8 protein-coding genes are annotated in these 13,210 nt (G+C 70.7%); 5 read left to right on the top strand and 3 right to left on the bottom strand.

The features are described from left to right. Positions 1-4 precede the first annotated feature (4 nt). Positions 5-523 (top strand): SigE family RNA polymerase sigma factor, encoded by a 519-nt coding sequence (locus O7617_RS09865; protein ID WP_282263000.1) that lies wholly within the window; start codon positions 5-7, stop codon positions 521-523. Positions 524-528: 5 nt separating this feature from the next. Further along, complete coding sequence (locus tag O7617_RS09860; protein WP_282262998.1) at positions 529-1,413, top strand: hypothetical protein; 885 nt, start codon at positions 529-531, stop codon at positions 1,411-1,413. A gap of 93 nt (positions 1,414-1,506) precedes the next feature. Here O7617_RS09860 and O7617_RS09855 read toward each other — a convergent pair whose 3' ends face one another. Beyond that, positions 1,507-3,813 (bottom strand): esterase-like activity of phytase family protein, encoded by a 2,307-nt coding sequence (locus O7617_RS09855; protein ID WP_282262995.1) that lies wholly within the window; start codon positions 3,811-3,813, stop codon positions 1,507-1,509. Positions 3,814-3,936: 123 nt separating this feature from the next. On the opposite strand from O7617_RS09855, the gene O7617_RS09850 reads away from it, so the two are divergent. Continuing rightward, positions 3,937-4,992: a hypothetical protein gene (locus O7617_RS09850; protein WP_282262993.1), complete on the top strand. Its 1,056-nt coding sequence runs from the start codon at positions 3,937-3,939 to the stop codon at positions 4,990-4,992. Positions 4,993-5,002: 10 nt separating this feature from the next. Here O7617_RS09850 and O7617_RS09845 read toward each other — a convergent pair whose 3' ends face one another. Beyond that, positions 5,003-5,734 carry a hypothetical protein gene (locus O7617_RS09845; protein WP_282262992.1) on the bottom strand — a complete coding sequence of 244 codons (732 nt, stop codon included), beginning with the start codon at positions 5,732-5,734 and terminating at the stop codon, positions 5,003-5,005. Then, positions 5,727-6,878, bottom strand: coding sequence for a hypothetical protein (locus O7617_RS09840; RefSeq protein ID WP_282262991.1), 1,152 nt, complete (start codon positions 6,876-6,878; stop codon positions 5,727-5,729). The genes O7617_RS09845 and O7617_RS09840 overlap by 8 nt, the downstream gene beginning before the upstream one ends. Before the next feature lie 142 nt (positions 6,879-7,020). Here O7617_RS09840 and O7617_RS09835 point away from each other — a divergent pair, with 142 nt between their 5' ends. Then, complete coding sequence (locus O7617_RS09835) at positions 7,021-7,773, top strand: TIGR03089 family protein (RefSeq protein WP_282262990.1); 753 nt, start codon at positions 7,021-7,023, stop codon at positions 7,771-7,773. A 347-nt stretch (positions 7,774-8,120) separates the two neighbouring features. Beyond that, on the top strand, positions 8,121-13,106 hold the full coding sequence (locus O7617_RS09830; protein ID WP_282262989.1) for a carbohydrate-binding protein: 4,986 nt from the start codon (positions 8,121-8,123) through the stop codon (positions 13,104-13,106). Positions 13,107-13,210 lie beyond the last annotated feature (104 nt).

Raw genomic sequence — 13,210 nt, 5'->3', positions numbered from 1 at the left:
GCGCGTGACCGACCAACAGAAACCACTGTCCGCGGCGGACCGGTCCTACGTCGCGTTCGTCGAGGTGGCGTGGCAGCGGCACATCCGGCTGGCCATGCTGCTCAGCGGCGACCGGTGGCGGGCCGAGGAGTTGCTCCAGGACAGCCTGGTCAAGGTCTACGAGAGGTGGCGGCGACTGTCCCGGCTCGGCGACCCGCACGCCTACCTGCGCCGGGCCCTGGTCAACAACCACACGTCCGCCTGGCGACGGCGGCGACGCGAGAGCCTCTTCGCGGACGTCCCCGACCGGGCCACCCCGGCGGACGACGTCGGCCCGGACGCGGTCGTCCTGCGCCGGGCGCTGATGTCGCTGCCGGCGAAGCAGCGGGCGGTGGTGGTGCTCCGGCACTACGAGGACCTGAGCGAGCGCGAGGTCGCCCAGGTGCTGGGTTGCTCGCTGGGCACGGTCAAGAGCCAGAACGCCCGGGCGCTGGGCGCACTGCGCCACCTCCTTGAGGAATCCTTCGACTCGGTAAGCAGGTGAACGTCATGAACAGCATCGACGACCGTCTCGCCCATCGGCTGCACGACATGGTCGACGGCGAAAGCGGCTCCGAACCCCCGGTGGGCACGTTGATCGAGCGCGGTCGACGGGCCCGCCGACGCCGGACCACAGAGCTTGTCGGCGGCACCTGCGTGCTGCTGGCGCTGGGCGTCGGCACCGCCGTGACCCTGCCGACGATCGCACCGTCGGGTCGGCCCGGAGTCAGCACCGAGGCCGCGCGACCGGGGCCCGTCTCACCGGCGATGCGGCTCGTCTCGGCCGCCGCCGCCAGCGAGAACATCAGCTACCGGATGCGGCTGACCAGCTCGGGTCCGGGCGGGCTGACCTACGAGGGCGCCTTCGACCCGAGGACCTCGACCGGCTACGTCCGTGCGCCCCAGGACGACTCGGTGATGACCGAGCTGCTGATCAACGGCACCCGGTACGAGGGTGGCGAGCGCCCGCTGAGCCCGCTGCCGGCCGACAAGGGGCCGGGCGAGACGTACGGCCGTTACGGGCAGTACCCGGGGACGTACAACCGGCTCTTCCTCTACGGCGACGGGAATGCGGTGCTGGGTGCCGCCGAACCCGACCCGGCTGCCCTGTTCGCGGCGTTGAAGCGCGTGAACGCGACGGTCACCGAGAACCCGGACGGCACCCTGCACTTCACGTACGCCAGCACGGACAGGGACGGGTCGAGCAGCACGACCGGCGACGTCACGCTGAACCGCGACGGCCGGATCGCGAAGGTGGCGCTCACCGTCACCTGGCAGTCGACGGCGAAGGGTCGGCTCGACACCGGAACCGCCGACTCGACGCTCGAACTGTTCGACTACGGCGTCGACGTGACGGTCCAGCGCCCGACCGACGTCGTGATGATCAAGAAGTAGACCCGCGAGGCCCGGTGTCCACCCGGATGGACACCGGGCCGATGCGGCTCGTCCGGCCGGTGCGGGCGGCGAGCCCCCACCGGCCGTTCCCGATCAGCGGTGTCCGAAGACCTTCCGGCTGGAGCCGAGCCGCAGGAGCACCGTCTCGCCGGTGGCGTCCTGCACCGCGTCGTTGTCGGTGATCGCGTACACCTCACCGTTGCCGGCCACGGTCAGACCCTCCAGCTTCTCCTGGGTCCACCCGTTGCTGGCGCGCAGCGCGGGCAGCAGGTCGACGGCGAGCGTCTTCGGCAGCACCGTCAGCGGGCCGGTCGCCGCCGCACCCGGCAGCGGCACCGTGTAGATCCGCTTGACCGTGGCGGCCGGGCCGTTCAGCTTGTCCCGTTCGATGACGGCGAGCCGGTCGCCGACCACGGTGATCTCGGAGAGGCCCATCCAGTCGCCGGGGACGGTGGTGGTGCCCAACCGGTAGCCGAACCAACTCCAGGTGCCCGTGGTGACGTCGTACCGGCCGAGCCGGACGACGCCCGCCGGATCGGTGCTCAACTCCCGCTGCACGGCCACCCAGACGATCTCCCGGCCCTGTCGGTCGGTGGTCGCGGTGACGCCTTCCAGTCCCTGCTTACCGAGACCGGCGGCGACCTCGGCGGGTAGCGCGATCGTCTGCCGGGTCACCCCGGCCGCGTCGAGCCGGACCAGCTTGTTCTCCGCACCCTTGGCACCCTCGACGGCCAGCCAGAAGCCGCCCTGCGGGCGGGCGAAGACGCCCTCCGCGTCGTACCCGACGGGTGCTCCGGCCGCGTCCTTCACCGGCAACGCGCCGGTGATCACGGCGGGCGTCCGCTTCGCGTCGATGGTGAGGATGCGGGTCTGGCTGTACGCCGCGTCGGTGACGCTGTAGAGCTGATCCCGCTTGCCCGGTACCGCGCTCAACGCGCCGAGCGCGCCCCAACCGATCGGTGCGCCGGCCGGGTCGGTGCCGGACACGATGCTCGGGAATGCCGGGTTGCCCTTGCCGAGCTGGAAGAGGGACACCGACGCCCGGACGTTCACCGACGCGTCGTCCTCCTCGCTGGAGACCGCGAGCAGACCACGCGCCGGGATCGGCAGCAGCCCCTCCGGCCCGTTGGTGGTGGGCAGGACCTGCTGGAACACCGGCCTGGCGGGGTTGGTCAGGTCGTACACGGCGACGAAGTTGCTGCGCTCCGAGCCGACGAACGCGTACCGCACCCCGTCGTACTCGGCGACCGCCACGCCCTCCGGCTCGGTGCCCTTCTTGCCGGCCCGGTCCTCGTTGTGCAGCCCGTACGTGACGGCGAGCCGCTCGAAGGTGTTCCCGGCGTCCCAGGCGACTCGGCCGCTGCGGCTGTCGAAGACGGACCAGCCGCGGGTGCCGCCGTGCCAGTCACCCTCGTTGGCCGTGGCGAGGTAACGGTCGTCGATCCAGGCCACCGCGTCCGGCTCGCGCGGCACGTCGGTGATGCTGCCGGTCAGGTCGATGACACCGTCCTTGCTGGTGTCGATCCCACTGACCGTGGCGGTGCCAGCGCTGAACACCTTGGTGATCCGGCCGGTGGGCAGGTCGATCAGGGCGACGCCGTTGTTCTCCTGCAGCGTCACGGCCAGCTGGTTGCGGCTGTTGATCGAGACGTACTCCGGCTCCGGGTCGCTGGGCGCGGCGAGGCCCGCCTGGACCAGCGCGGGCAGCGCGCTGCCGTCGGCGCCGGTCAGCGCGACCGGGCGGAGCCGCCAACCGGCCGGGGACTTCCCGCTCAGGTCGACGATCTGCACGAAACCGGCGGGTGCCTGGGGCAGGTCACCCTCCTCGCCGCCGGGCGGGATGGCCTCCTCGTCGCGCTCGTTCTCGATGGCGATCGCGGCGTACCGCTTGTCGGTGCTGATCGCGATCGAGTCGGGCTGGCCGCCCAGGTCGAAGCTGGCCACCCGCTTGCGGCCGGCCAACTCGATCACGTCGAGGCGACCGGACGGCTCGGTGAAGCTGCTGCTGGTGTTGACCACCACCAGCACGTACTTCCCGACCACGGCGACCGAGGTCGGCTCGTCCTCGGCGTCGCCGAGCTGGGCCAGGGAGAGCGTGCCGAGGCCGCGCGGCCGGTCGGCCCGGGAGATGTCCAGGAAACCGATCCGCTTCGCCAGCGCGTCGGTGTGGATCAGCGTGCGGCCGTCCTCGCTGACCGCCGAGATCTCGGCGACCGTCGCGGTCGCCGGGTCCTCACCGGCCGGGCGGTTCTGGAACACCGGGTACGTGGCGACCCGGTCGAAGGCGAGTGGCGCGCCCGGGTGGTGGTGTCCGCCGGCCGACGCGGGGGTGGCCCCGGTCAGGCTGGCGGCGGCGACACCGGCGGCGGTGAGCGCGGTGAATGCTCGTCTGAGTGTCAAGGACTTCCTCCGTTAGGTCGTACCCGCACGGAGGCTGACACCTGTCGGGGAGCGTGAGCTTGCCGCGACGTGAACAGCGGGCGAAGCAGCCGGCCAGGAGACACCTGTCGCTAGAGTTCGGCCATGCGTCAGAGTGAGCTTGTCGATGCGCTGCGTGAGATTCCGGCGTTGACTGTGGTGTCCGACGGTCCCGCCCTGGTCGTCACGGTGCCCGCGATCGGTCAGTGCCTGCGACTGCACGCCGAGGCGGTGACCTGGCTGAAGCACGGTGTGCTGCCGACTGGAGAGCCGTTCCTGCAACTCCAGGGACGGATGCACGACCATGAGGTACGTCTGGTGCTGCTGAACAACGACGTGGGGTGGGTGCCTCCTGACGTCAACTCCCTGCTGGACACCGCGATCGAGGTGACCGTCACCGACGCGCCGGAGATGGTCGGATACACCGACCTGGAACGGGAAGCCGTTCGGGCGCTGGCTCAAGCCGACCGGCCGGACGTGAACGTGTTCGCCCTCACCGCGACGCTGCTGGTGCTCCGGTGCGCCATCGTCGGTGCCATGCGGCTCGGCCTACGCCCACTGCGTGTTGTCCAGCTCTGGCACGAACTCTGGTGCCACGTGAGCGGGTTCCTGACCGCTCCGTTCTGGCCCGATCCGTACTGGGACAAGCTCCTGCTGGAGGCCGGAGTGCCGCTGACCCCGTACGAGCAGGCCCGAGTCGGGGATCGACCGGCCGTCGAGGCGCTGACCGTGGCCGACCTGCGGGCGATGGAACCGGTGTTGACTGTCGACCGGGCGGACGCCCACTTCCTCGCCGCCTGGCGACAGTGGATGAAGCTGACCCCGAGCCAGGTGTGCGAGGTGCTGACGGCGGACCTGCCCGAGGCCAGGATCGAGATGTCGCTCTACATCGAGGGCGGGGGCGCGGTCTCGATGCGCATCGTGCCGTCCGGCGTCTTCCAGGCCCTGATCGAGTTGCGGCTGTCCTTCACCACGCGGTCCGCGTCACTCGACGAGATCCGCATCGCCGACGAGTTGAAGGGCAGCGGACTCTTCCCGCGACTCCGCTCCAACATCGAGAACTTCACCCGATCACTGGGGTTGCTGTCCCTGAAGGTCTACGCCACCGGCGACGGCAGTGTGGCGTTCGCCCGCGCCGGCTACGACTGGGACCGATCCTGAGTCAGCGCCGTCAGCGCCGGTCGGTCAGCGTGCGCCTCAGTTGGGCGGTGGCGTCCGCGCCGATGGCCTGCTGGGTTGCCGTGAGCAGTTGCCCACACAGCACCCGGGCGTTCTCGATCTCGGAGCGGGCGTGCGCCACCTCCCGGAGCAGGGTCTCCCGCTCGTCGTCGGCGACCGCTCGGATATCCGGTGCCTCCCGCCGCCGCGCGTTGCGCACCTCGTTCGCCACCACCAACACGAAGTCCGTCCGGTTGCGGTCGAGCGTGGTTGCCGTGAACGCGGCGGGACTGTCGGCGACCACCCGGGTGACGGCCTCGGCGGGCAGGAAGAACAACGTCGTCGTGGAGAACTGGCTGAGTGCAGCCTGTTGCTGCCAGCGGGTCAGCAACCCTGACTTGCCGTCGAGGAAGGGTGCCATCGCGAACGCGAAATCCACGTCCACGGTGGCGAGCAGTGCCCGGGAGCCGTCGATACTCCGTCGAAGCTGGTTGATCAGCGTGGACTGCCGGTGCAGGAGGGCGGCGAACTCCGATTGGTCGTCGGCGCGGGGCTCGCCGCCGGAGATCAGCGTGTCGGCCAGGGTCAGGAGGCGCTCGCCGTTCAGGCACAGCTCCTGAAGGGTCAGGACCACGCCCAGCAGATCGGCGCCGACCTTCGCGTCCTGGGACACCGCACGCCGGTCCAGCACTCTGGTGACGTACGAGCTGATGATCTGAACCACCGTGGACAGCAGTTCACCCACTGCGCGGCTCCCTCGAAAGCGGTGTGGCCGCGAGTGTAGTCGCCGGCTGCCCGCCCTGGCCGGATCGCCACCAGGCGCCGCCGACCAGGGCCACGGTGATGACGGTGACCGCGATGTCGCCGGCCACTGCCGCCGCCGGGCTCCCCGGGGAGTACGGCGGCACGAGGTACGCGAACGCGGCTGCGCTGACCACGCTCGCCGAGGCGGCCGTGAGCACGTGCCGCTGCCCCCAGCGCACGCCCGCCGACCAGTAGGCGATGGTGGCCCCCACGATGGCGGCGAGCCCCAGCGCGATGGCCACTCCCGCCCAGCCGGGGGTCAGGTCGGTGCCGAGATGAACGAGGACGATCAGCAGGCCCACCCACAGCGGATGCGGCACCCGACGAATGCGGCGAGGCTCCCTTTGCTCTGCTGCTCTCCATGCACCACCGGCCATCCGGCCCGGGTGTCGCCAGCGCGGCAGGAGGGCCGCCGTGACGAGTGCGAGGGCCACCATCGCGGCGAAGGTCAGTTGGAGAGGGCTGGCCAGGAAGTTCTTCCGACCCTCGGGGGACGCGAAGACGAGCAGGCTGCCGAGCAGGTAGAGCACCCCGACCACGGCCAGGCCGGGGCGCCCGAGCCACGGCCGAAGCCGGCGGTCCGCCCCGAGGAACGACTCGATCAGCACGATCGGCGCGCAGATGGTCAGCACGATGTGGTTGCCCACGTAGTCGAAGGCCTGCCGGAGGCTGAATCCGAGCCCCGGCACCAGCGTCGCCTCGGCGGCGGCAGCGGTGTCGGCGTACTGGGTGTCGTCGAGGAAGTCGGGGTTGAACAGCGACTGGTCGACCAGCCCGGCCTGGAGCACCCCGAACGCGGCGGCGAGCAGCACGATCGTCGGCCAGCCCGCGCCGAGGTGCCGGGCGGTCTCCCGGATCAGGATCGCCGCGCCACCGTACATCGGACCCAGGAAGATCAGCACCGGCAGGAAGTCGTCGATGGCGAAGCCACCCCACGAGCACTCGGCCGCCCAGGGCGCGAGCAGCAGCAACGCGATCACCGGCGGGAGCCTGCGCCGCAGCGGAACAGCGGTGGCGCGGCGGGTGGCGACGGGTTCGGCAGGCACGGGGGACTCGGTGGGGGCGGGGTCAGGCTCGGCCGGCATGGGAGCTCCTCGGCAGCGCTTCGGGGGTGTCACCCGTACCGTTCCCGGGCCGACCGGCCAACCGATACGGCCATCGGCCGACGATGACCGCGACCAAAGTCGTTGAGTACTGTGGTGCCGACCTCGACCGGGGAGCGTGGAGATGCAGCCAACCGTCACGGCCGACCTGTCGGTCCCGCCCGCCGACGCCCAGCGCCCGATGCTGAGCTACCGCGACGAGGCGACCGGTGAGCGCATCGACCTGACCGCCCAGCAGGTCGGTCAGTGGGCGGCGCGCAGCGCGAGCCTGCTCCGGGACGGCTGCGGGCTCGGCCCCGGCAGCCGCGTAGCGGTGCTGCTGCCGCCGCACTGGCGTACCGCAGCGGTGTTGTTGGGCGCCTGGGCCTCGGGCCTGGCGGTGTCGTTCCGACCGCGCGCCACGGCGGGCCTGGCGGTGTTGGAGGCGGGCGGTGACCGGCCGTTCGACGCGGTCCTCGTGACGCCGGAGCGGCAGGACGACTGGCTGGAGGACGTGCCGGACGCGACGCACCGCTACCTCGTCGGCACCGGCCCAGGTCCGCTGGCCGACGTGCCGCTGGGCTGGCTGGACTGGTCCGCCGAGGTGCTCCGTCACCCGGACACCACGCCCGACCACACCGCCATCCACCCGTCGGACCCGGCCACCGCGGACGGCACCACCTACGGCCAGTGGGGTGCGCTCGCCCAGGAGTTCGCGCAGATGCTGGACCTGCGCGCCGGGGACCGACTGCTTGTCGACGCCGCCGAGACCGAGCAGCCGCTGAAGTGGTTGCTCGCGCCGCTCTCGGTCGGCGCGTCCGTGGTGATCAGCGCCAACCTCGACCCGGCGCGGCGGGACGCGGTCGTCGCCGCCGAACGGGTGACCCGCATCCTCTGACCTCCGAGGGCGCGCCCACGCCTTGATCGACTCCAGATCGCCGAAGCCGCGCTATTCGGCCGCTCGGAGACCGCCACTTCGCCGAGGCGCGGTGTGCGGCGCCGCTCGACAGCTCAGTTGATCAACTAACTGTTCACCCGTACAGCGCCCGCCCCTCATCAGGCTTGGCCGGCACGTTCGCACAGAGGCGGCAGGGTCATCCAACGGCCGCGCCACCGGCGTGCCACCGCATCTGTGGACCGTGGCGCTGGCCTGTCCTCGACCGCTCGCGTCCTCGCAGTTCCGTGGTGGGTTTCTTTGCACGTCGGTGGCGATCACTGATCTGTCCACCAAGGAGAGACCCCGCCATGACGCACGAGAGACGTGCGCGTAGGAGGCGAACACGCGGACTCCTGTCCGCGGTCGCGCTCCTCCTCGTCGCCGGACCGGCGACCACACTCAGCCCCACCCTCGCCGGGGCGCAGGCGACCCCGACCAGCGGCAACACGCCGCTGATCAACCTGAGCAGCGGGCAGAACGTCGAGGGTACCGTCCCCGTCGTCGTCGAGCCGGTCACCGAGAACGACTCGGTCACCACGCTCGCCGTCGACGGCGACAAGATCGACGCCGACAAGACCGCCGGCACCGCCCACTTCGCCTTCGAGATGGGTGGCAACGGCACCGAGGCCCGCTACCGCAACTACATCACCGTCAACGGTCGCACCGCCGAGGCGGACCGGGTCTACCTCCCGGACATCCCCGGTGGGCAGGTCGGCACCCTCGACTTCCCGGGCGACTGGCTGCGCGTCGGCGCGAACACCGTCACCGTCCACACCGGAGCGGCCTGGGTGGACACGACCACCAAGACCGCCGTCGGCTACGAGGAACTGCCGAACGGTGAGGGTGGCCGCTGCCCCAACTACGACGACTACGCGTTGAGCAGCATCAGCCTCAGCCTGCTCGGTGTGGTCGCCGACGGCGAGCAGAACCTGTTCAGCTACAACTTCGGGGACGGCACCTGCGGCAGCTCCGCGAAGCTGCTCAACCAGGACCTGACCTTCGTCATCTCCGGTGAGCCGGGCAGCACCTCCGGCCTGCGCACCGACCTGGACACCACCAAGCTCAGCAACGGTACGCACACCGTCAGCGCCACCACGCTGTCCGGTGCGAAGACGTCCGTCACCGTCGACGTCAACAACTCCCCGGCCGGCGCGGCCGCTGTCACTCCCGCCGACGGTGCCCGCGTACGCGGAACCCGCCCGGTGATCGCGGCGCTGCCCAGCGGCGGCAAGGAGCACGTCGAGTCGCTGGCGATCGACGGCAAGCCCGCCGAGAACGCGGAGACGTTGGCCGCCGGCACCGCCACCCTCGGCCTCACCGTCGAGGCCGGCAACTCGGTCGAGGCGCGGTACCACAACTTCGTACTGGTCAACGGCCACCGGGTCGACCTCGGCGGTGACTACGGCGCCACCGGCGCGGAGGACGTCGAGCTGGCGTTCCCGACCCGGTTCCTGCGTCTCGGCGACAACGTCGTCGAGGTGAAGACCGGCGACTACAACGGCACGCTCAACGGGGCGACCTGCGCCAACCACGACGACTTCAAGCTCACCCGGGCCGCGACGAGCCTCACGCTGAGCACGGCGGGCACGGTGACGGCCGGCAGCACGTTCGTCGTCACGACCAGCGGCACGACGGTGACGAAGGCGGAGACGACTGCGGCCTCGTTGGCCTTGGGTGACGGCACCTGCGGGCCCAACAAGGAGGCCGAGCTGCACTTCACCGTCGAGGGCGCGCCGACGACACGCACCGTCGACACCCTCGGCAGCGGGGGCGACGCGCACCTGAAGGTGTTCGTCGGCGGCAACGGCAGCGACAACGGGTACGACAACACGGTGCTGGTCAACGGCATCCCGCTGGAGATCGGCATGTGGGAGAAGGAGGTCGCGGACCTCAGCTTCCCCAACGAGTGGCTGGTGCCGGGTGTCAACGCCGTCGAGTTCGTGGCGGGCGACGACCGCGGCAGCGCCAAGCCGGGCGGCTGCGACAACTTCGACGACTTCACCCTGCGGGACTTCCAGCTGCTCCCGGCCGGTGCGAAGGCGACGCAGCTGACCCGGTCGACCGCGCAGACGACGGTCACCATCGGCTCGGCCAGTTACCCGGCCGGTTCCCAGGTGACCACGTACCTCGGTGACGGCACCTGCGGCAGCAGCTTCAACGGCGTGCTGACCACGATGGTGATGTTCGACGTCACCGCGCCGGACGGCTCGGCGCTGCCGGCGTCCGGCCGGCGCGCGGACGTCGACACGACGACGATCGCGGACGGCGCGCACACCATCACGGCCGTCGTCGGGGGCAAGACCTCGACGCGGCGCTTCACCAGCGACAACACCGCCCCGGAGATCGCGAGCAGCGTCCCGGCCGCCGGGCAGCGGCTGACCTCGACCGTCGCGCTCGACGTCAGGATCAAGGACGCCACCGGGTTGGTCGGTACGCCGGTCCTCACGCTGGACGGCGCGGCCGTCGAGCAGGGTGACCAGATCGGCCACGGTCTGCCCGCCGGTGAGCACACCATCGCGGTGACGGCGACCGACGCGCTCGGCAACACCGCCACCCGGGAGGTGCGGTTCAGCAGCGCGAGCATCCCGGACGTCCCGACCGAGCTGAACTCGACGGTCAAGGGCACCGACCCGCTCTCCGCCGAGCTGTCCGCCCGCATCCCCGGCGCGGAGGGTGTCGGGTTGACCGCCACCTTCACCAAGGCCGACGTGGTCCTGCCGACCGACGGCTACCAGGGTGAGGCGGCCGACGTGCCGACCACGCTCGACGTCCAGCACGACAAGACCGTGGACGTCACCTCGCTGCGTCCCCTCGACGGGGCGACGATCGACAGCGCGTCCGGCCGGGGGGTGGTCTTCCAGCGGTACGACCTGCCGCTGGCGGCGACCAAACCGGAGCCGACGCTGCGCTGGTCGGGGACCATCGACCCGGCCCGGGTCGTGGCGCTGCGGGTCTGGGACCCGGCCACGAAGAAGTGGGTGGTGCTGACCAGCTCCCGTGGTCAGGCCGGGCAGGACACCGTCCTGACCGCGCAGGTGGAGGCCGGTCACCGCGAGGGTGGCGTCGTCCACGTGCTGGTCACCGGTGAGGACCCGTTCGCCGACGACCTGTCCCCGCGCGACTCGACGGCGCAGAACGACAAGGACCGCTTCGAGGACCCGGCGTCGTACGACTTCTCGCTGGCGCACTTCACCGACACGCAGTACATCACCGAGGGTGCGGCCGGCGGCACGTACGACGACTTCGACGGCAACGCCGAGCCTTCGGACGTCGAGACGGCCGAGGAGCAGGCGATCTGGTCGGCCGCGTACCGCGACCAGATGCAGTGGATCGCCGACAACGCGGACAGCCGCAAGATCGCGTACACGGCCCACACCGGCGACATCATCGAGAACGACTACTACGACCCGCTGGCGAAGAACCCGGACGGTTCGCTCAAGCGGCCCGGGCTGCACGAGCAGGTCGAGAAGGAACTCGCCGTCGCCTCCGGCTTCCAGAAGATCCTCGACGACAACGGCGTCGTCAACCAGGTCATCGCCGGTAACCATGACGACCAGTTGGGCGCCGAGACCGGCCCGACGTCCCGGTTCAGCCGGACCTTCAGCGCCGACCGGTACTACAGGACGGCGAAGTCCTGGCCGAAGGGCACCGAATACCACGCGTGGGACGAGGTGACCAAGGCCGACGGCTCCGTCACGCCCGGCACCGACAACCAGAACAACTACCTGCTGTTCTCCGCCGGTGGACTGGACTTCGTCGCGGTCGGCCTGTCGTACGGGGTGACGCCGGCCGAGGCCAAATGGGCCGACTCGATCTTCAAGCGGTACAAGGACCGCAACGGGATCCTGCTCTCCCACGACTACCTGAAGCCGTCGGCCAACCCCGACGGTCGCGGGGCGGACTTCTCCGCGCCGGACGGCTCACCGCTGTTCAAGCAGGTCGTGGAGACCAACCCGAACGTCTTCCTGGTCCTCGCCGGTCACGAGCACGGCGTGGGCACCAACCTGAAGTCGAAGATCGGCGTCACCGTCAGCCACGACGTCGTGGAGCTGCTGGCCGACTACCAGTTCTACACGGTCACCGCCGCCGAGCTGTGGCCGAACCAGGTCGCCGCGGACGGCACGATCGACGTCAACGGCGACGGCAATCCGGACCACAAGGCCACCGACCGGTTGCAGTTCGGGGCGAGCTTCCTGCGTCTGCTCCAGTTCGACGTGGACCGGGCCGAGATGCACATCGACACGTACTCGCCGTTCCTGAAGAACTTCGGGGCGACCGAGTACGACATCCGCCAGGACGGCAGCCAGACGAAGCCGCGCTACAACGGCGCGGAGGACAACCTGACGCTGCCGGTGGACCTCACCACCCGCAAGACGTCGTTCACCACCGACTCGCTCGCCGCGTACGTGCCGTCCGGCACGATCGGCGCCGACGAGGTGACATCGAACGGCGTGGCCACGACGACGTGGGACAAGCTCCTGCCGGGCACCTCGTACGGCTGGATCGTGTCCGCGCGCAGCGCCGACGGCGGCGAGGCGGTGGCCCAGCCGGCCGTGTTCCGTACCGCCAAGCAGGTCCCGACGATGACCGTCACCGCCGCCCCGACCGCCTGGGGCACCGCGGCGACGGTGACCGTGACGGTCGCGGCCGGCAGCACGCCGGTGACCGGCGCGGTGGAGTTGCGCGAGGGTACGACAGTTCGCGGCTCGGCCACGGTCACGAACGGGGTCGCGACGTTCACCCTTCCGGTGGGCCTCGCGGGCGGCCGGCACAACCTGACCGCGTCGTACCCGGGCAGCGACCACCTGACCCCGGTCGAGGCCGGCGCCACCCTGCTGGTGAACCTGCCGCCGGAGTGGAACCCGTCGACCGTCTACAACGACGGGGACCGGGCCACGTACCAGGGCCGAGTCTTCCGGGCCTCCTGGTACACGAAGAACCAGAAGCCGGGCGCCGACCCGAACGGCGCGTGGCAGGAACTGGCCATGACCGAGGACGGCACCTCGATCTGGACCGCGTCGCGGATCTTCAACTCCGGTGACATCGCCGTATACGACGGCAGGAAGTGGCGGGCCCAGTGGTACACCCGCAACCAGAAACCCGGTGACCGCAACGGCCCCTGGGAGGAGATCGCCCCCACCCCGCCGGACAACAGCCCGGCGGCCTGGACGCTCACGAAGGTCTACAACGCGGGCGACCGGGTGTCCTTCAAGGGCCACGTGTACGAGGCCAGGTGGTGGACGCGCGGCCAGGAGCCGGGTGACCGGAACGGCCCCTGGAAGCTGATCAGGTAATCAGGTTCGCGCAACGCCGGCCCGGGACCCCGTCGGTCCCGGGCCGGCTCCCGCTCCGGCCCCGCGCCCTGATCGACTCGGTTTGCCGGAAGTCGCGGTATCAA

This window comes from Micromonospora sp. WMMD1155 (assembly GCF_029581275.1).
Taxonomy (GTDB): domain Bacteria; phylum Actinomycetota; class Actinomycetes; order Mycobacteriales; family Micromonosporaceae; genus Micromonospora.
This window is presented reverse-complemented; position numbering and strand designations above follow the sequence as displayed.